This window comes from Pseudomonas sp. GW822-FHT03F08 (genome assembly GCF_058801265.1).
The window spans coordinates 41,712-60,288 of sequence record NZ_JBXANC010000003.1 but is presented as its reverse complement, the minus strand read 5'-3'; the positions used below and the strand labels follow the sequence as shown (position 1 = coordinate 60,288).

The window sequence follows — 18,577 nt, the reverse complement described above, 5'->3', positions numbered from 1 at the left end:
GGGTCGCATCCCTGGGTGGTGGTTACCTGACCAGTGCACTCCCCAACAACTTTGCCCTGATTGTTAGGGGCTCTTCAGTGTGAAAAAAAAGCCGTGAAAAGCCAACGACCTGTAAACCTAGACCTAAGGACCATCAAACTCCCCATCACCGGCGTTACGTCGTTTCTTCACCGTGTTTCCGGCATCATCCTCTTCCTGGGCCTTGGCATCATGCTTTATGCATTGGGCAAATCCCTGGGTTCCGAGGAAGGTTATGTCGAGGTGAAGGCATGCTTGACCAGCCCGCTGGCCAAGTTCGTAGCATGGGGCCTCCTGTCCGCTCTGCTGTATCACCTGGTTGCCGGTGTGCGCCACTTGATCATGGACATGGGCATCGGTGAGACGCTGGAAGGCGGCCGCCTGGGCTCGAAAATTATCATCGCCGTTTCCGTGGTGCTGATCGTTCTGGCAGGAGTTTGGATATGGTAACCAGCGTTACGAACCTTTCGCGTTCGGGCCTCTATGACTGGATGGCACAGCGTGTGTCTGCGGTTGTTCTCGCGGCTTATTTCATCTTCCTGATCGGCTACCTCGCCGCTCACCCGGGCATTGGCTATGAACAATGGCATGGCCTGTTCGCCCACAACGGAATGCGTATCTTCAGTCTGCTGGCACTGGTTGCCCTGGGCGCTCACGCCTGGGTCGGCATGTGGACCATCGCGACCGACTACCTGACGCCGATGGCGCTGGGCAAGTCCGCGACTGCAGTACGTTTCCTTTTCCAGGCAGTATGCGGCGTTGCGATGTTCGCTTACTTCGTCTGGGGTGTGCAGATTCTCTGGGGTATCTGAGTCATGGCTAACATTCCAACGATTTCTTTCGACGCCATCATTATTGGTGGTGGCGGTGCCGGCATGCGCGCTGCGCTGCAGCTGGCACAGGGCGGTCACAAGACTGCCGTGATCACCAAGGTCTTTCCGACCCGTTCACACACTGTATCCGCCCAGGGCGGCATCACTTGCGCCATCGCGTCCGCTGACCCGAACGATGACTGGCGCTGGCACATGTACGATACCGTCAAGGGTTCCGACTACATCGGTGACCAGGACGCTATCGAATACATGTGTCAGGAAGGCCCGGCTGCCGTTTTCGAACTGGACCACATGGGTCTGCCGTTCTCGCGTACCGAGCAAGGCCGTATCTACCAGCGCCCGTTCGGCGGTCAGTCGAAGGATTACGGTAAAGGCGGGCAGGCTGCCCGTACTTGCGCCGCTTCCGACCGTACCGGTCACGCGCTGCTGCACACCCTTTATCAGGGCAACCTGAAAGCCGGTACCACGTTCCTGAACGAGTACTACGCTGTCGACCTGGTGAAAAACCAGGAAGGCGAATTCGTCGGTGTGATCGCAATCTGCATCGAAACCGGCGAAACCACCTACATCCGCGCGAAAGCCACCGTACTGGCGACCGGCGGTGCAGGTCGTATCTATGCATCCACCACCAACGCCCTGATCAACACCGGTGACGGCGTCGGCATGGCTCTGCGTGCTGGCGTGCCGGTACAAGACATCGAAATGTGGCAGTTCCACCCGACCGGCATCGCCGGCGCCGGTGTACTGGTTACAGAAGGCTGCCGTGGTGAAGGTGGTTACCTCATCAACAAGCACGGCGAGCGTTTCATGGAGCGTTACGCTCCGAACGCCAAAGACCTGGCTGGTCGTGACGTGGTTGCCCGTTCGATGGTTAAAGAAATCATCGCCGGCAACGGTTGCGGTCCGAATGGCGACCACGTAATGCTCAAACTCGACCACCTGGGCGAGGAAGTGCTGCACAGCCGTCTGCCAGGCATCTGCGAACTGTCGAAGACTTTCGCTCACGTTGACCCGGTGGTTGCCCCGGTTCCGGTTGTTCCGACTTGCCACTATATGATGGGCGGCGTTGCCACCAACATTCATGGCCAGGCGATCACCCAGGACGCCGAAGGCGTGGATCAGATCATTCCTGGTCTGTTCGCGGTCGGTGAAGTGGCTTGCGTATCGGTTCACGGCGCCAACCGTCTGGGCGGCAACTCGCTGCTCGACCTGGTGGTCTTCGGTCGCGCTGCCGGCCTGCACCTCGAAAAAGCGCTGACTGACGGCATCGAATACGATGACGCCACCGAAGCCGACATCGAAGCTGCACTGTCGCGCCTGAACGCACTGAACAACCGTACCGACGGCGAAGACGTCGCTACCCTGCGTCGCGAGCTGCAAAGCTGCATGCAGAACTACTTCGGTGTATTCCGTACCGGCGAATACATGCAGAAAGGTATTGCCCAGTTGGCTGATCTGCGCAAGCGCATCGCGAATGTGAAGATCAACGATAAGTCGCAGGCGTTCAACACTGCACGTATCGAGGCGCTGGAACTGCAAAACCTGCTGGAAGTGGCTGAAGCTACCGCCATCGCTGCCGAAGTACGTAAAGAGTCCCGCGGCGCTCACGCCCGTGAAGACTTCGAAGATCGTGACGACGAAAACTGGCTGTGCCACACCCTGTACTTCCCGGGTGACAAGCGCGTCACCAAGCGTGCCGTGAACTTCTCGCCGAAGACTGTTCCGACTTTCGAACCAAAAGTCCGGACTTATTAAGGGTGACCGCCATGTTGCAAGTCAGTGTTTATCGTTACAACCCTGATCAGGACGCTGCGCCGTTCATGCAGGAATTCCAGGTCGATACCGGTGGTAAAGACCTGATGGTGCTGGACGTGCTGGCCCTGATCAAAGAGCAGGACGAGGGTTTCTCCTATCGTCGCTCTTGCCGTGAAGGTGTCTGCGGCTCCGACGGCATGAACATCAACGGCAAGAACGGCCTGGCGTGCATCACGCCGCTGTCCGCTGTCGTCAAAGGTAACAAGTTGATCGTTCGTCCTCTGCCAGGTTTGCCGGTTATCCGTGACCTGGTTGTCGATATGAGCATCTTCTACAAGCAATACGAGAAGGTTAAGCCATTCCTGCAGAACGACACGCCGGCTCCGGCCATCGAGCGTCTGCAGTCCCCTGAAGAGCGTGAAAAGCTCGACGGTCTGTACGAGTGCATCCTGTGCGCCTGCTGCTCGACCTCTTGCCCGTCCTTCTGGTGGAACCCGGACAAATTCCTGGGTCCGGCTGCCCTGCTGCAAGCGTACCGCTTCCTGGCAGACAGCCGTGACACCAAGACGTCCGAGCGTCTGGCGTCCCTCGATGACCCGTTCAGCGTCTTCCGCTGCCGGGGCATCATGAACTGCGTCAACGTATGTCCGAAAGGCCTGAACCCGACTAAGGCCATCGGTCACATCCGTAACATGCTGCTTTCGAGCGGCGTGTGATTCAGAAGCTGTAAAAGTAGTACTGCTTCACCGTAGAGGCTGTGGCGCGGGCTTCAACCCGCGCCAGAGCTATAACCAGAGCAACAGCCATAAGCTGCGGCTCTTATTTTGAAGAAATGAGACAAGCAGGGGCATCCGGGCTGGTACCCGGACTATCAGTGTGATCCTAAGTGGCTTGTTTTGGTCGCTGCATTCGGACTTCTGCAAGTTTGCTCGGTGTCGACACCGATGGTGTTCCCCTAACCGAGGGTGACCAAGCATGCAAGAAAGCGTGATGCAGCGCATGTGGAACAGCGCCTACCTTTCAGGTGGAAACGCTGCCTATGTGGAAGAGCTTTATGAGCTCTACCTGCACGACCCTAACGCTGTGCCAGAAGAGTGGCGCACCTACTTTCAGAAGCTGCCCGCCGACGGCGGCTCTGCCACCGATGTTTCGCACTCCACAATTCGCGATCATTTCGTGCTGCTGGCAAAGAACCAGCGCCGCGCCCAACCGGTTTCCGCCGGCAGCGTGAGCAGTGAGCACGAGAAGAAGCAAGTTGAAGTGCTGCGATTGATCCAGGCCTACCGTATGCGTGGCCACCAGGCAGCCCAGCTTGACCCGCTGGGACTGTGGCAGCGTCCTGCACCTGCAGACCTGTCGATCAATCATTACGGCTTGACCAATGCCGATCTTGATACGACCTTCCGTGCCGGCGACCTGTTCATCGGCAAAGAGGAAGCGAGCCTACGCGAAATTCACGAAGCGTTGCAGCAGACATATTGCCGCACCATCGGCGCTGAATTTACGCATATCACCGATTCCGTGCAGCGCCAGTGGTTCCAGCAGCGTCTGGAAAGCGTACGTGGCCGTCCGACCTACTCCGCCGACATTCAGAGCCACCTGCTCGAGCGCGTCACCGCCGGTGAAGGTCTGGAAAAATACCTGGGTACCAAATACCCGGGCACAAAGCGTTTCGGTCTGGAAGGCGGCGAAAGCCTGATTCCGATGCTCGACGAACTGATCCAGCGTTCCGGTTCCTACGGCACCAAGGAAGTCGTCATCGGCATGGCCCACCGTGGCCGTCTGAACGTGCTGGTCAACACCTTCGGCAAGAACCCGCGCGAGCTGTTCGACGAGTTCGAAGGCAAGAAGAAGGTCGAGCTGGGTTCCGGTGACGTTAAATACCACCAGGGCTTCTCGTCCAACGTGATGACCGCCGGCGGTGAAGTTCACCTGGCCATGGCGTTCAACCCGTCCCACCTGGAAATCGTTTCCCCGGTGGTTGAAGGTTCGGTTCGCGCCCGTCAGGATCGTCGTAACGACCCTACCGGCGAGAAGGTTCTGCCGATCTCCATCCACGGTGACGCTGCATTCGCAGGTCAGGGCGTGGTGATGGAAACCTTCCAGATGTCGCAGACCCGCGGTTTCAAGACCGGCGGTACCGTGCACATCGTGATCAACAACCAGGTTGGTTTCACCATCAGCAACCCGCTGGACTCGCGCTCCACCGAGTACGCGACCGACGTTGCGAAAATGATCCAGGCGCCGATCCTCCATGTGAATGGTGATGATCCGGAAGCCGTATTGTTCGTGACCCAGCTGGCCATCGACTACCGCATGCAGTTCAAGCGTGACGTGGTGATCGACCTGGTCTGCTACCGTCGTCGCGGCCACAACGAAGCCGACGAGCCAAGCGGCACCCAGCCTCTGATGTATCAGCAGATCACCAAGCAGCGCACCACCCGTGAGCTGTACGCTGATCGTCTGACCCAGGGCGGTGTGCTCGACGTTGAGCGTGTTCAGGCGAAAGTCGACGAATACCGCAACGCGCTGGACAACGGTCTGCACGTAGTGAAATCGCTGGTCAAAGAGCCGAACAAAGAGCTGTTCGTGGACTGGCGTCCGTATCTGGGCCACGCCTGGACTGCGCGTCACGACACTCGCTTCGATCTGAAGACCCTGCAGGAACTGTCCGCCAAGCTGCTGGAAATTCCGGAAGGCTTCGTGGTTCAGCGCCAGGTTGCGAAGATCTACGAAGACCGTCAGAAGATGCAAGCCGGCGGCCTGCCGATCAACTGGGGTTACGCCGAAACCATGGCGTACGCGACCCTGGCGTTCGAAGGTCACCCGATTCGCATGACCGGTCAGGACATCGGCCGCGGTACGTTCTCGCACCGTCACGCTGTTCTGCACAACCAGAAAGATGCCGGCACCTACATTCCGTTGCAGAACCTGTACGACGGTCAGCCGCGCTTCGACCTGTACGATTCGTTCCTGTCGGAAGAAGCCGTACTGGCGTTCGAATACGGTTACTCGACCACCACGCCAAACGCGCTGGTGATCTGGGAAGCCCAGTTCGGCGACTTCGCCAACGGTGCGCAGGTTGTTATCGACCAGTTCATCACCAGCGGCGAGCACAAGTGGGGCCGTCTCTGCGGTCTGACCATGCTGCTGCCGCACGGCTACGAAGGTCAGGGCCCTGAGCACTCCTCGGCACGTCTTGAGCGTTACCTGCAGCTGTGCGCCGAGCACAACATTCAGGTGTGCATGCCGACCACGCCGGCCCAGATCTACCACTTGCTGCGTCGTCAGGTGATTCGCCCGCTGCGCAAGCCACTGGTAGTGCTGACTCCGAAGTCGCTGCTGCGTCACAAACTGGCAATCTCGACGCTGGAAGATCTGGCCGAAGGTTCGTTCCAGACCGTTATCCCGGAAGTCGATGCACTGGACCCGAAAAAGGTCGAGCGCGTTGTTCTGTGCAGCGGCAAGGTCTACTACGACCTGCTGGAAAAACGCCGTGCCGAAGGCCGCGAAGATATCGCCATCGTGCGTATCGAGCAGCTGTACCCATTCCCTGAGGACGACTTGAAAGAAGTCCTGGCTCCTTACACCAACGCCAAAGCGGCTGTCTGGTGCCAGGAAGAGCCGATGAACCAGGGCGCCTGGTACTGCAGTCAGCACCACCTGCGTCGCAGCATCAGCAACCTCAACAAATCTCTCGTACTTGAGTACGCGGGCCGTGAGGCTTCTGCTGCACCAGCATGTGGTTACGCATCGATGCACGCCGAGCAGCAGGAAAAACTGCTGCAAGACGCGTTTACCGTTTAACGCCTTCGCGCACCTGAAACCGAATTTAAGGAACCACAGACAATGGCTATCGAGATCAAAGCCCCCACTTTCCCGGAATCGGTTGCCGATGGCACCGTTGCCACCTGGCACAAGCAACCGGGCGACGCCGTCAAGCGTGACGAACTGATCGTCGACATCGAAACCGACAAGGTTGTCCTGGAAGTGCTGGCTACTGCCGACGGCGTGCTGGGCGCAATCGTCAAGGGCGAGGGCGACACCGTCCTGTCCGACGAAGTCCTGGGCTCCATCGTTGAAGGCGGCGCTGCTGCTGCCGCTCCGGCTGCCGCTGCTGCACCGGCCGCTGCTGCCGCTGCTCCAGCTGCCGGCGCTGATGAAGACGCTATCGCTGCTCCTGCCGCTCGCAAGCTGGCCGAAGAGAACGGCATCAACCTGGCTTCCGTAAAAGGCACTGGCAAAGACGGCCGTGTGACCAAGGAAGACGTGGTTGCCGCTGTTGAAGCCAAGAAAGCCGCTCCGGCTGCTGCACCGAAGGCTGCTGCTCCGGCCGCTGCCGCTCCTGTGTTCGCTGCTGGCGACCGCGTCGAGAAGCGCGTTCCGATGACCCGCGTTCGCGCTACCGTGGCCAAGCGTCTGGTAGAAGCTCAGTCGAACATGGCGATGCTGACCACTTTCAACGAAGTCGACATGACCGAAGTCATGGCGCTGCGTTCGAAGTACAAGGACCTGTTCGAGAAGTCCCACAACGGCGTACGCCTGGGCTTCATGTCGTTCTTCGTGAAGGCTGCCACCGAAGCGCTGAAACGCTTCCCGGCTGTCAACGCTTCGATCGACGGCGGCGACATCGTTTACCACGGCTACGCCGACGTTGGTGTTGCTGTTTCCAGCGACCGCGGTCTGGTGGTTCCGGTTCTGCGTAACGCCGAACTGATGAGCCTGGCTGAAATCGAAGGCGGCATCGCCACTTTCGGCAAGAAAGCCCGTGACGGCAAACTGTCGATGGACGAGATGACCGGCGGTACCTTCACCATCACCAACGGTGGTACCTTCGGTTCGATGATGTCGACTCCGATCGTCAACCCGCCGCAGGCAGCGATTCTGGGCATGCACAACATCATCCAGCGTCCGATGGCCATCAACGGTCAGGTCGTTATTCGTCCGATGATGTACCTGGCACTGTCCTACGATCACCGTCTGATCGATGGCAAAGAAGCTGTGACTTTCCTGGTGACCATCAAGAACCTGCTGGAAGATCCGGCTCGTCTGTTGCTGGATATCTGATAGAAGCAGTCACGCGCTGCAAGCTTCAAGCTGCAAGAGAACGCAGCCTGGCTTGCAGCGCGCGGCTTGAAGCTTTTCGCTAAAGAGGATTTTTTGAATGTCGCAGAAATTTGACGTAGTAGTGATCGGTGCGGGCCCTGGCGGCTACGTGGCTGCCATCAAGGCCGCGCAACTCGGTCTGAGCACTGCCTGCATCGAGAAGTACACCGATGCTGAAGGCAAGCAAGCCCTGGGCGGCACCTGCCTGAACGTAGGCTGCATTCCTTCCAAGGCGCTGCTGGACAGCTCCTGGAAATACAAGGAAGCGAAAGAAAGCTTCAACGTCCACGGTATCTCGACCGGCGAAGTCAAAATGGACGTCGCTGCGATGGTTGGCCGCAAGGCTGGCATCGTCAAGAACCTGACCGGCGGTGTTGCCACCCTGTTCAAGGCCAACGGCGTTACTTCGATCCAGGGCCACGGCAAACTGCTGGCCGGCAAGAAAGTCGAAGTCACCAAGCCAGACGGCTCGGTTGAAGTCATCGAAGCCGAAAACGTCATCCTGGCTCCAGGTTCGCGTCCGATCGACATTCCACCGGCTCCGGTCGATCAGAAAGTCATCGTTGATTCGACTGGCGCTCTGGAATTCCAATCCGTTCCCAAGCGTCTGGGCGTGATCGGCGCTGGCGTGATCGGTCTGGAACTGGGTTCGGTCTGGTCGCGTCTGGGTGCAGAAGTGACTGTCCTGGAAGCCCTGGACACCTTCCTGATGGCAGCGGACACCGCTGTTTCCAAGGAAGCGCTGAAAACCCTGACCAAACAAGGTCTGGACATCAAACTGGGCGCTCGCGTGACCGGCTCGAAAGTGAACGGCGACGAAGTCGTTGTGAACTACACCGATGCCAACGGCGAACAGACCATCACTTTCGACAAGCTGATCGTAGCCGTTGGTCGCCGTCCGGTGACCACTGATCTGCTGGCTGCCGACAGCGGCGTGACCCTGGACGAGCGCGGTTTCGTGCACGTTGACGATCACTGCGCTACCACCGTACCGGGCGTATTCGCCATCGGTGACGTGGTTCGCGGCATGATGCTGGCTCACAAAGCCTCGGAAGAGGGCATCATGGTTGTCGAGCGCATCAAGGGCCACAAGGCTCAGATGAACTATGACCTGATCCCTTCGGTTATTTATACTCACCCGGAAATCGCATGGGTGGGTAAAACCGAGCAGGCCTTGAAAGCTGAAGGCGTTGAAGTTAACGTCGGCACCTTCCCGTTCGCAGCATCCGGCCGTGCCATGGCCGCCAACGATACCGGTGGTTTCGTCAAGGTCATCGCCGATGCCAAGACTGACCGCGTATTGGGCGTGCACGTGATTGGCCCGAGCGCTGCAGAACTGGTTCAGCAGGGCGCGATCGGTATGGAATTCGGCACCAGCGCTGAAGACCTGGGCATGATGGTTTTCTCCCATCCGACCCTGTCTGAAGCCTTGCACGAAGCAGCTCTGGCAGTGAATGGCGGCGCCATCCACATTGCCAACCGCAAGAAGCGTTAAGACACAATAAGAAACCACGGCGGTACGGCCCGTCGTGAGCCTTGCGTGCAAGACTCACCGCGGAATGTCCGCTGGACGCAGCCTTGCGTAGCTGCACCGGGTATCCGGAAAGGCTACGCAAGCAGCAGTCACAGGTGGCGCGGCACTCATCAAGAGCGCAGCGCCGAATGCGCAGTACCTAACGAAGACGGTAAAAAGCATGAATCTTCACGAGTATCAGGGTAAGCAGCTGTTCGCTGAATACGGCCTGCCAGTTTCCACTGGTTTCGCAGTAGACACCCCGGAAGCAGCAGCAGAAGCTTGCGACAAAATCGGCGGCAGCGAGTGGGTTGTCAAAGCCCAGGTCCACGCCGGTGGTCGCGGTAAAGCGGGCGGCGTAAAGCTGGTTCGCAGCAAAGAAGACGCCAAAGCCTTCGCACAGCAGTGGCTGGGCAAGCGTCTGGTGACTTACCAGACTGACGCCAATGGCCAGCCAGTCACCAAGATCCTGGTTGAATCGTGCACTGATATCGCTAAAGAGCTGTACCTGGGCGCTGTCGTTGACCGTTCGAGCCGTCGCATCGTGTTCATGGCTTCCACCGAAGGTGGCGTGGACATCGAGAAAATCGCTCACGACACTCCAGAAAAAATTCTGAAAGCCACTATCGATCCACTGGTTGGCGCTCAGCCATTCCAGGGTCGCGAGCTGGCATTCCAGCTGGGTCTGGAAGGCAAGCAGGTTGCTCAGTTCGCCAAGATCTTCGTAGGTCTGGCCAAGCTGTTCAAGGATCACGACCTGGCTCTGCTGGAAGTGAACCCGCTGGTGATCAAGGCTGACGGCGATCTGCACTGCCTGGACGCCAAGATCAACATCGACGCCAACGCAATGTACCGTCAGCCTAAGCTGAAGACTTTCCACGATCCGTCGCAGGACGATCCGCGCGAAGCGCACGCTGCCAAGTTCGAACTGAACTACGTAGCGCTGGAAGGCAACATCGGCTGCATGGTAAACGGTGCCGGCCTGGCCATGGGTACCATGGACATCGTCAACCTGCACGGCGGCAAGCCAGCCAACTTCCTCGACGTAGGTGGTGGTGCTACCAAAGAACGCGTTACCGAAGCATTCAAAATCATTCTGTCCGACACCAACGTCGCTGCAGTACTGGTTAACATCTTCGGCGGCATCGTTCGTTGCGACATGATTGCCGAAGGCATCATCGGTGCAGTGAAAGAAGTCGGCGTGAAAATCCCGGTTGTTGTTCGTCTTGAAGGCAACAACGCTGAACTGGGCGCTAAAGTACTGGCAGAAAGCGGTTTGAACATCATCGCTGCTACCAGCCTGACCGACGCTGCTCAACAAGTCGTTAAAGCTGCGGAGGGCAAGTAATGAGCGTCCTGATCAATAAAGACACCAAAGTTATCTGCCAGGGTATTACCGGTTCGCAAGGTAGCTTCCACACCCAGCAAGCCATCGAATACGGCACCAAGATGGTTGGCGGCGTAACTCCAGGCAAAGGCGGCACCGAGCACCTGGGCCTGCCAGTGTTCAACACCGTGAAAGACGCCGTAGCTGCCACTGGCGCCACCGCCAGCGTGATCTACGTTCCGGCTCCTTTCTGCAAGGACTCGATCCTGGAAGCAGCTTTCGGCGGCATCAAGCTGATCGTCTGCATCACCGAAGGCATTCCTACCCTGGACATGCTGGACGCTAAAGTTAAGTGCGACGAGCTGGGTGTCATCCTGATCGGCCCTAACTGCCCAGGCGTGATCACCCCAGGCGAATGCAAGATCGGCATCATGCCAGGTCACATTCACTTGCCAGGCAAGGTCGGTATCGTTTCCCGTTCCGGCACCCTGACCTACGAAGCTGTTAAGCAGACTACTGACGCCGGTTTCGGTCAGTCGACTTGCGTCGGCATCGGTGGTGACCCGATCCCGGGTTCGAACTTCATCGACATCCTGAAGCTGTTCCAGGAAGACCCGAAGACCGAGGCGATCGTGATGATCGGCGAGATCGGCGGTTCGGCTGAAGAAGAAGCGGCTGCCTACATCAAGGCTCACGTGACCAAGCCGGTTGTTTCCTACATCGCTGGTGTGACTGCTCCTCCGGGCAAGCGCATGGGCCATGCTGGCGCAATCATCTCCGGCGGCAAAGGCACTGCAGACGAGAAATTCGCTGCTCTGCAAGACGCAGGCGTGAAAACCGTGCGTTCGCTGGCGGACATCGGCAAGGCCCTGGCCGAGCTGACTGGTTGGGCTGTCAAGTAAGCCTCGCGCTTAGCTGACGCTTTACCAAACAAAGGCCACCTTCGGGTGGCCTTTGTCGTTTCTGATGTTTGTTTGACGATAGCGATTTATAGGCTCTCGCCCAATAACATGCAAAAACGCGACACAGACACGTCGCGTATCGGATAGTTCGCCCTCAAACAGTGCGTTTGTCAGACAAATTCGTTAGGCTAGCAGCCATTTTTGCGTCTGCCGCCCACAAGGCATGCAACGCGCTAAACGGGTCAGTCCCATACGGATTGACAGCATTTCCCTAACCCCACAGGGAAATCCCCCTCTAAATTCCGATTCAGTAGTGTGGTATTTCCTTAATGAAAGTTTTGAAAGGTCAGGACATCCTGGCACTTGGTTTTATGACATTCGCCCTGTTCGTCGGGGCCGGCAACATCATCTTCCCGCCTATCGTCGGTTTGCAGTCCGGACCCAACGTCTGGATGGCGGCGCTGGGCTTCCTGATCACGGCGGTCGGTCTGCCGGTGATCACCGTCGTGGCGCTGGCCAAGGTCGGCGGAGCGATGGATTCCCTGAGCAGTCCGATCGGCAAGATTGCCGGTGGCGTGCTGGCAGCAGCGTGCTACCTAGCGGTCGGTCCGTTGTTCGCAACGCCGCGTACCGCGACCGTGTCGTTCGAAGTAGGCCTGGCGCCGCTGACTGGCGAAAGCCCGCTGGCGCTGTTCCTCTACAGCTCGGTGTACTTCCTGCTGGTGTTTTTCATCTCGCTCTACCCGGGCCGTTTGCTGGACACCGTAGGGCGCTTCCTTGCGCCGCTGAAGATCATCGCCCTGGCGGTACTCGGCATCGCTGCGTTTGCGCTGCCGGCGGGTGATATCGGCGTGGCCACTCCGGAATACGTCGCGGCACCGTTCTCCCAGGGCTTCATCAATGGTTACCTGACCATGGATACCCTCGGCGCTCTGGTGTTCGGCATCGTCATCGTCAACGCGATCCGCTCCCGTGGCGTCGAGTCGCCTGCGCTGATCACCCGTTACGCAATCATCGCCGGGTTGATTGCCGGCGTCGGTCTGGCGCTGGTGTATGTCAGCCTGTTCCGTCTGGGTTCCGGCAGCCATGAAGTGGCCGCTGGCGCTACCAATGGCGCGGCGGTGCTGCACGCTTACGTGCAACACACCTTCGGTTCGCTGGGTAGCGGTTTCCTTGCGGTGCTGATCTCGCTGGCCTGCCTGGTGACGGCGGTCGGTCTGACCTGCGCCTGTGCCGAGTACTTCAGCCGCGTGTTGCCACTGTCCTACAAGACACTGGTGATCATCCTGGCTGCATTCTCGCTGCTGGTGTCCAACCTGGGCCTGACCAAGCTGATCGCGTTCTCGATCCCGGTACTGACCGCGATCTACCCGCCGTGCATCGTGCTGGTGGCCCTGAGCTTCTGCGCTGCGTTCTGGCATGAACAGAGCCGCATCATGGGCCCGGTGATGTTAGTGTCGTTCGTGTTCGGCACCATCGACGCCTTGAAGGGCGCCGGTCTGGCTGACTGGTTGCCGTCGCAACTGGCCCACCTGCCGCTGAGCGAGCAGGGTCTGGCGTGGCTGGTGCCGTGCGTGATGACCCTGGTAGTTGCCGTGGTTTGCGACCGCCTGCTGGGCAAGCGCGCCGAAGCCCTGGCTTAAGATTGCCCGGCCGCCACAAGCGGCTTCCGAGCGATTAAACAGAAATGCCCCGTATCAATCGATACGGGGCATTTTTTATGGGCGTGAAGCAGTGTCTTTTTCCCTGAGCTAACGTCGAAGGGTTGCCGAAATCTTCATCACAGGGAATTGCATGTCATTCATCCAAGCCAATCAGATCCACTTGCTTGCCGCGCTCTGGTTCGTCATCTGCTGGGGCGGTTACACCCGTTATGCCACCTGGAAGGGTCGCGACACTGCGTGCCTGGCCAGCGTGTTGCACCTGTACCGCGAAGACTGGATGCGCCGCATGCTGCTGCGTGACAACCGCATCGCCGACACCAGCGTGATCGGCAACCTTGAGCGCAACGCCTCGTTCTTCGCGTCCAGCACCCTGATCATCCTGGCGGGCATTCTCACCGTGCTCGGTGCATCGGAGCGTGCGGTGTCGTTGCTGGCGGATATTCCGATGGTGCAGCAGGCTTCCCAGGGCATGTCGGAGATCAAGTTGCTGTGCCTGGCGCTGGTGTTCGTCTACGCCTTCTTCACGTTCAGCTGGTGCATGCGCCAGTACAACTTCGCGGCGATCCTGATCGGCTCGGCGCCGATGATCGGCGAGCGGCACGTGTCCGAGCAGGAGCGCAAGGCGTTCGCTTCGCGGGCGGCGCGGGTGATTTCGATGGCGGCCAACCAGTTCAACTTCGGTCTGCGCTCCTATTACTTCGGCATCAGCATGCTGGCGTGGTTCGTCAGCCCGTGGCTGTTCATGCTGATGAGTGCAGGCGTGGTGCTGGTGTTGTATCGCCGCGAGTTTCATTCCGACGTGCTCGATGTAATGGTCTATACCCCTACAGAGGCGCCATTGCCCGACACGATCAAAGAGGCTGCTTGATGAGTATTCCGTTCTGGTGTGTGTTTATCAGTGCGTTGTTGATCTACGTGGCACGCATGCCGGTGGGCAAGGCCATGAAAGAGCAGGGCGGTTACAACAACCACTTGCCGCGTCAGCAGCAGGCGCAACTCACCGGTTACGGGGCTCGCGCACTGGCAGCGCATCAGAACAGCATCGAAGCGTTCATCTTGTTTGCTGTGGGTGTGTTGATGGCGCATACCACGCAGACGGCGGGATGGCTGATCGATACGTTAGCGATCATCTTCGTGATCGCACGGATTCTCTACTTGTGGTTTTACCTGGCCGATATCCCGAAGCTGCGCAGCCTGGTCTGGCTGATCGGCTTAGTGTGTTCATTGTTGCTGATGATTAGTCCGACTTTTAGAACTGTCTTGCTCTAATTCGGTATTAGCAAAAAATGACAGGCAAAAGAAAACCCGCACTTGGCGGGTTTTCTTTTTTGCCATCGAGAAGCGGCTTATTGCTTCTTGGCCGCTTCGTCTGCAGCGGCTGCGTTCGATTCGGCCTGATCTTTGGCGGCTTCGGCGTTTTCTTTCGCCGCGTCGTTCACTTTATCCTGAGCTTCATTCATTTTCTGCTGAGCTTGTTCAGCATGTTGGTTGGCATCTTGAGCTTTGTCCTCGGATTTTTTATCGCAGGCTGCGAGACCGAGGGAAGCGGTCAACATCAAGGCAATAGCTAAAGTCTTACGCATGGGGTGTTTCTCCTTATGGAAAATAACTACTGGCCTTAAGAACGCAGCCCCGAGGGTTAAGTTCCTCATTTCTCACAGATATATAAGTTTGTTTTGCAATGGAACTTTTGCTGTTCTTTCCACTACCGGGAACAGTGACTAACAAGAGTAATTATCAAATGGCCGAAAACCCTGTTTTTGAGCGCGCGACCCGCTTTCTTTCGGCCCTGCGCCACTGCCAGGTGCTGGGCTTGAAAGTGCACAGCGCCAGCAGCGAAGGCCTGACCGTGGTCTTGCCGTACAGCCCGCAGATCGTTGGCAATCCGCTGACCGGCGTGGTCCACGGCGGGGCGATCACGTCGCTGATGGACACCGCGTGTGGCATGGCCACCCTGTGCGTGCTGCCGGAATTCGAAGTCTGCCCGACCCTGGATTTGCGCATTGACTACATGCATGCCGCCGAACCGCATAAAGATGTCTATGGCTTCGCCCAGTGCTACCGAGTGACCACCGATGTGATCTTCGCCCGGGGCTTCGCCTATCAGGATGATCCCGAACATCCCATCGCCCACGTCGTCGGCACGTTCATGCGCATGGGCAAGGGCCTCAAAGGCACAAAAGGCTTTGGTGGCGCGATCAAGGGAGACAGCCAATGAACGATGATTTCAAGCAGCAACTGCAGGAGGCTCACGCGAAGGCTGACTACGCGCCACTGCTGAAGCTGATTCCCTATGCCGGGCTGATCGGTGTCGAGTGTTCGCGAGTCGGTGATGACCTGCTGTTCAAGTTGCCGGCCAACAAGGACAACATTGGTAACCCTTTATTGCCGGCGATCCACGGCGGGGTGATTGCCGGATTCATGGAGCTGTCCGCCGCCCTGCATCTGCTGATTTTCACCGGTGCGCCCGGTGTGCCGAAGATCATCGACTTTTCCCTCGATTACCTGCGGGCCGGGCAGTTTCGCGATACCTGGGCCAGGTGCCAGGTCTGTCGTCAGGGGCGGCGGGTGGCCAACGTCGCGGTCACGGCCTGGCAAAGCACCGAGAGCGAGCCGATTGCGACTGCCCGCGCCCACTTCAAAATCGACGAGCCCTTGAAATCCTGAACGCCGCCCCCAACTCAGTGAACAACCCGCCGCAGACCATTTGGGTCGCGGCCAATGCCATCTGATTGGAGTTTGATGACCATGAGTGTGGAAACTCAAAAGGAAACCCTGGGCTTCCAGACCGAGGTGAAGCAACTGCTGCACCTCATGATCCATTCGCTGTATTCCAACAAGGAAATCTTCCTTCGCGAATTGATCTCGAACGCCTCCGACGCCGTCGACAAGTTGCGCTTCGAAGCCCTGGCCAAGCCTGAGTTGCTCGAAGGTGGCGCTGAACTGAAAATCCGTGTGAGCTTCGACAAGGACGCCAAGACCGTCACCCTCGAAGACAACGGTATCGGCATGAACCGTGACGATGTGATCACCCACCTGGGGACCATCGCCAAATCCGGCACCGCCGATTTCATGAAGAATCTCTCGGGCGATCAGAAAAAGGATTCGCACCTGATCGGCCAGTTCGGTGTGGGCTTCTACTCGGCCTTCATCGTTGCTGACAAAGTTGACGTGTACAGCCGTCGCGCCGGCACCGCTGCCAGCGAAGGTGTGCACTGGTCGTCGAAAGGCGAGGGCGAATTCGAAGTCGCCACCATCGACAAACCAGAACGCGGCACCCGCATCGTCCTGCACCTGAAATCCGGTGAAGACGAGTTCGCCGATGGCTGGCGTCTGCGCAACATCATCAAGAAGTACTCCGACCACATCGCGCTGCCGATCGAGCTGCCGAAAGAAGTGGCCGCTGCCGAAGGCGAAGAGAAGCCTGAAGTTGAATGGGAAACCGTCAACCGCGCCAGCGCCCTGTGGACCCGTCCTCGCACCGAAGTGAAGGATGAGGAATACCAGGAGTTCTACAAGCACATCGCCCATGACTTCGAAAACCCGCTGGCCTGGAGCCACAACAAGGTCGAAGGCAAGCTTGAGTACAGCTCGCTGCTGTACGTGCCGGCCCGCGCTCCGTTCGATCTGTACCAGCGTGAAGCGTCGAAAGGCCTGAAGCTGTACGTACAGCGCGTGTTCGTGATGGATCAGGCCGAGTCGTTCCTGCCGCTGTACCTGCGCTTTATCAAGGGTGTGGTTGACTCCAACGACCTGTCGCTGAACGTGTCGCGGGAAATCCTGCAGAAAGACCCGATCATCGACTCGATGAAGTCGGCGCTGACCAAGCGCGTGCTGGACATGCTGGAAAAACTGGCGAAGAACGAGCCTGAGCAATACAAGGGCTTCTGGAAAAACTTCGGTCAGGTCATGAAAGAAGGCCCGGCAGAAGATTTCGCCAACAAGGAAAAAATTGCCGGTCTGCTGCGTTTCGCATCGACCAACGGCACCGACGGCGAGCAGATCGTGGGTCTGGCCGACTACCTGGCCCGCGCCAAGGAAGGTCAGGACAAGATCTATTACCTCACCGGCGAAACCTACGCGCAGGTCAAGAACAGCCCGCACCTGGAAGTCTTCCGCAAGAAAGGCATCGAAGTGCTGCTGCTGACCGACCGCATCGACGAGTGGCTGATGAGCTACCTGAGCGAGTTCGACGGCAAGAGCTTTGTCGACGTCGCCCGTGGTGACCTGGACCTGGGCAACCTGGACTCGGAAGAGGACAAGAAGGCCGCAGAAGAAGTCGCCAAGTCGAAGGAAGGTCTGGTTGAGCGTCTGAAAACCGCGCTGGGCGAGTCCGTTGCCGAAGTCCGCGTTTCCCATCGCCTGACCGATTCGCCGGCCATTCTGGCTATCGGTGAGCAGGATCTGGGTCTGCAAATGCGTCAGATCCTCGAGGCCAGCGGGCAGAAGGTGCCGGATTCGAAGCCGATCTTCGAATTCAACCCGAGCCACCCGCTGATCGCGAAACTCGACAACGAGACCAGCGAAGAGCGTTTTGGCGACCTGTCGCACATCCTCTTCGACCAGGCCGCCCTGGCGGCTGGCGACAGCTTGAAAGACCCGGCCGCTTACGTGAGCCGTCTGAACAAGCTGCTGGTTGAGCTGTCCGCTTGATCAAACTGTAGAAAAACCCGCTTCGGCGGGTTTTTTCATTCTGGTGTTCAACCAATCAGGAGTCAGAAATGAGCCAAGTCACTGTACGTTCCGTGGTCTATCAGATTGACGGCCAGCCTTATGAGGGTCGTCTGGCGTTCGACGCCGAGCACAAAGGTGCGCGTCCGGGGCTGTTGATGGCGCCGAACTGGATGGGTGTCAGCGCTGGCGCTGAAGAGATCGCCAAATCGGTGGCGGCCAAGGGCTACGTGGTGCTGATCGCCGACGTGTACGGGCAAGCGGTGCGTCCGCAGAACGGCGACCAGGCTGGCGCGGCGATGATGCCGCTGAAAAATGACCGTGCACTGCTGCGCAAGCGTATGCAGGCTGCGTTCGAACAATTGCAGAAGCAGGGCGAAGCGGCGGTTGATACCTCGAAACTGGCGGTGTTCGGTTTCTGCTTCGGCGGTTGCTGTGCGCTGGACCTGGCCCGCACCGGTGCGGCGCTCAAGGCTGCGGTATCGTTCCACGGCACGCTGGATTCGCCGAACCCGGCGGATGCGAAAAACATCAAGGGCTCGGTGCTGGTGCTGCACGGCGCTTCTGATCCGCTGGTGCCGAAAGAGCAACTGCCGGCATTTGAAGACGAGATGAATGCGGCTGGCGTGGACTGGCAATTGCTGAGCTACGGCGGTGCGGTGCACTCGTTCACCGATCCGCACGCCAATGTGCCGGGCATGATGATGTACGACGCGAAAACCGCTGCGCGGGCGTTCAAGTCGATGCATGACTTGCTGGAAGAAGTGTTCAAGGGCTGATTCGGTTGA

General features: G+C 58.5%; 17 protein-coding genes. 16 read left to right on the top strand and 1 reads right to left on the bottom strand.

What is annotated here, in order from left to right:
• The first annotated feature begins 93 nt into the window (after window positions 1–93).
• The 12 genes from sdhC to AC1RME_RS07420 all read left to right on the top strand — a co-directional run bounded on the left by sdhC (window position 94) and on the right by AC1RME_RS07420 (window position 14,387).
• Window positions 94–468 (top strand): succinate dehydrogenase, cytochrome b556 subunit, encoded by a 375-nt coding sequence (gene sdhC / locus AC1RME_RS07475; protein WP_055137330.1) that lies wholly within the window; start codon window positions 94–96, stop codon window positions 466–468.
• A complete protein-coding gene (gene sdhD, locus AC1RME_RS07470) occupies window positions 462–830 on the top strand; it encodes a succinate dehydrogenase, hydrophobic membrane anchor protein (RefSeq protein WP_085710546.1) in 369 nt (122 codons plus the stop codon). Before sdhC ends, sdhD begins: the two co-directional genes overlap by 7 nt.
• 3 nt (window positions 831–833) lie before the next feature.
• Entirely contained in the window at window positions 834–2,606 is a 1,773-nt protein-coding gene (gene sdhA / locus AC1RME_RS07465; protein WP_085608857.1) for a succinate dehydrogenase flavoprotein subunit, read from the top strand.
• An 11-nt stretch (window positions 2,607–2,617) separates the two neighbouring features.
• Window positions 2,618–3,322 (top strand): succinate dehydrogenase iron-sulfur subunit, encoded by a 705-nt coding sequence (locus tag AC1RME_RS07460; protein ID WP_007959035.1) that lies wholly within the window; start codon window positions 2,618–2,620, stop codon window positions 3,320–3,322.
• A 259-nt stretch (window positions 3,323–3,581) separates the two neighbouring features.
• Complete coding sequence (locus AC1RME_RS07455; RefSeq protein ID WP_096822973.1) at window positions 3,582–6,413, top strand: 2-oxoglutarate dehydrogenase E1 component; 2,832 nt, start codon at window positions 3,582–3,584, stop codon at window positions 6,411–6,413.
• A 42-nt stretch (window positions 6,414–6,455) separates the two neighbouring features.
• The gene (odhB, locus tag AC1RME_RS07450; RefSeq protein WP_096822974.1) at window positions 6,456–7,673 is read left to right on the top strand and encodes a 2-oxoglutarate dehydrogenase complex dihydrolipoyllysine-residue succinyltransferase; all 1,218 of its coding nucleotides are present in this window, start codon (window positions 6,456–6,458) and stop codon (window positions 7,671–7,673) included.
• 97 nt (window positions 7,674–7,770) lie between these two features.
• Window positions 7,771–9,207, top strand: a complete 1,437-nt coding sequence (lpdA, locus tag AC1RME_RS07445; RefSeq protein WP_085732276.1) for a dihydrolipoyl dehydrogenase — start codon at window positions 7,771–7,773, stop codon at window positions 9,205–9,207.
• Between the two features lie 199 nt (window positions 9,208–9,406).
• The gene (sucC, locus tag AC1RME_RS07440; RefSeq protein ID WP_493073865.1) at window positions 9,407–10,573 is read left to right on the top strand and encodes an ADP-forming succinate--CoA ligase subunit beta; all 1,167 of its coding nucleotides are present in this window, start codon (window positions 9,407–9,409) and stop codon (window positions 10,571–10,573) included.
• Window positions 10,573–11,454, top strand: coding sequence for a succinate--CoA ligase subunit alpha (gene sucD / locus AC1RME_RS07435; RefSeq protein ID WP_017127973.1), 882 nt, complete (start codon window positions 10,573–10,575; stop codon window positions 11,452–11,454). Before sucC ends, sucD begins: the two co-directional genes overlap by 1 nt.
• Window positions 11,455–11,783: 329 nt before the next feature.
• Complete coding sequence (gene brnQ, locus AC1RME_RS07430) at window positions 11,784–13,097, top strand: branched-chain amino acid transport system II carrier protein (protein WP_102620367.1); 1,314 nt, start codon at window positions 11,784–11,786, stop codon at window positions 13,095–13,097.
• 151 nt (window positions 13,098–13,248) lie between these two features.
• The gene (locus tag AC1RME_RS07425; RefSeq protein WP_096822976.1) at window positions 13,249–13,986 is read left to right on the top strand and encodes a DUF599 domain-containing protein; all 738 of its coding nucleotides are present in this window, start codon (window positions 13,249–13,251) and stop codon (window positions 13,984–13,986) included.
• On the top strand, window positions 13,986–14,387 hold the full coding sequence (locus AC1RME_RS07420; protein ID WP_096822977.1) for an MAPEG family protein: 402 nt from the start codon (window positions 13,986–13,988) through the stop codon (window positions 14,385–14,387). Before AC1RME_RS07425 ends, AC1RME_RS07420 begins: the two co-directional genes overlap by 1 nt.
• A gap of 77 nt (window positions 14,388–14,464) precedes the next feature.
• Here the strand turns inward: AC1RME_RS07420 and AC1RME_RS07415 are convergent, their stop codons facing one another.
• Complete coding sequence (locus tag AC1RME_RS07415; protein WP_085682944.1) at window positions 14,465–14,701, bottom strand: hypothetical protein; 237 nt, start codon at window positions 14,699–14,701, stop codon at window positions 14,465–14,467.
• Window positions 14,702–14,859: 158 nt separating this feature from the next.
• Here AC1RME_RS07415 and AC1RME_RS07410 point away from each other — a divergent pair, with 158 nt between their 5' ends.
• The 4 genes from AC1RME_RS07410 (at window position 14,860) to AC1RME_RS07395 (ending at window position 18,568) form a co-directional block, all read left to right on the top strand.
• Window positions 14,860–15,336, top strand: a complete 477-nt coding sequence (locus AC1RME_RS07410) for a PaaI family thioesterase (RefSeq protein ID WP_096822978.1) — start codon at window positions 14,860–14,862, stop codon at window positions 15,334–15,336.
• Window positions 15,333–15,785 carry a PaaI family thioesterase gene (locus tag AC1RME_RS07405; protein ID WP_102620368.1) on the top strand — a complete coding sequence of 151 codons (453 nt, stop codon included), beginning with the start codon at window positions 15,333–15,335 and terminating at the stop codon, window positions 15,783–15,785. The genes AC1RME_RS07410 and AC1RME_RS07405 overlap by 4 nt, the downstream gene beginning before the upstream one ends.
• A gap of 81 nt (window positions 15,786–15,866) precedes the next feature.
• Window positions 15,867–17,771 carry a molecular chaperone HtpG gene (gene htpG / locus AC1RME_RS07400; protein ID WP_493090898.1) on the top strand — a complete coding sequence of 635 codons (1,905 nt, stop codon included), beginning with the start codon at window positions 15,867–15,869 and terminating at the stop codon, window positions 17,769–17,771.
• 68 nt (window positions 17,772–17,839) lie between these two features.
• Window positions 17,840–18,568 carry a dienelactone hydrolase family protein gene (locus AC1RME_RS07395; protein ID WP_096822980.1) on the top strand — a complete coding sequence of 243 codons (729 nt, stop codon included), beginning with the start codon at window positions 17,840–17,842 and terminating at the stop codon, window positions 18,566–18,568.
• The last annotated feature ends 9 nt before the right edge of the window (window positions 18,569–18,577 follow it).

Bases quoted from the DNA above. Each gene is read 5' to 3' on its own strand.
- sdhD (WP_085710546.1), top strand. From the start codon at position 462: ATGGTAACCAGCGTTACGAACCTTTCGCGTTCGGGCCTCTATGACTGG.
- sdhA (WP_085608857.1), top strand. From the start codon at position 834: ATGGCTAACATTCCAACGATTTCTTTCGACGCCATCATTATTGGTGGT.
- AC1RME_RS07460 (WP_007959035.1), top strand. From the start codon at position 2,618: ATGTTGCAAGTCAGTGTTTATCGTTACAACCCTGATCAGGACGCTGCG.
- AC1RME_RS07455 (WP_096822973.1), top strand. From the start codon at position 3,582: ATGCAAGAAAGCGTGATGCAGCGCATGTGGAACAGCGCCTACCTTTCA.
- odhB (WP_096822974.1), top strand. From the start codon at position 6,456: ATGGCTATCGAGATCAAAGCCCCCACTTTCCCGGAATCGGTTGCCGAT.
- lpdA (WP_085732276.1), top strand. From the start codon at position 7,771: ATGTCGCAGAAATTTGACGTAGTAGTGATCGGTGCGGGCCCTGGCGGC.
- sucC (WP_493073865.1), top strand. From the start codon at position 9,407: ATGAATCTTCACGAGTATCAGGGTAAGCAGCTGTTCGCTGAATACGGC.
- sucD (WP_017127973.1), top strand. From the start codon at position 10,573: ATGAGCGTCCTGATCAATAAAGACACCAAAGTTATCTGCCAGGGTATT.
- brnQ (WP_102620367.1), top strand. From the start codon at position 11,784: ATGAAAGTTTTGAAAGGTCAGGACATCCTGGCACTTGGTTTTATGACA.
- AC1RME_RS07425 (WP_096822976.1), top strand. From the start codon at position 13,249: ATGTCATTCATCCAAGCCAATCAGATCCACTTGCTTGCCGCGCTCTGG.
- AC1RME_RS07420 (WP_096822977.1), top strand. From the start codon at position 13,986: ATGAGTATTCCGTTCTGGTGTGTGTTTATCAGTGCGTTGTTGATCTAC.
- AC1RME_RS07415 (WP_085682944.1), bottom strand. From the start codon at position 14,701: ATGCGTAAGACTTTAGCTATTGCCTTGATGTTGACCGCTTCCCTCGGT.
- AC1RME_RS07410 (WP_096822978.1), top strand. From the start codon at position 14,860: ATGGCCGAAAACCCTGTTTTTGAGCGCGCGACCCGCTTTCTTTCGGCC.
- AC1RME_RS07405 (WP_102620368.1), top strand. From the start codon at position 15,333: ATGAACGATGATTTCAAGCAGCAACTGCAGGAGGCTCACGCGAAGGCT.
- htpG (WP_493090898.1), top strand. From the start codon at position 15,867: ATGAGTGTGGAAACTCAAAAGGAAACCCTGGGCTTCCAGACCGAGGTG.
- AC1RME_RS07395 (WP_096822980.1), top strand. From the start codon at position 17,840: ATGAGCCAAGTCACTGTACGTTCCGTGGTCTATCAGATTGACGGCCAG.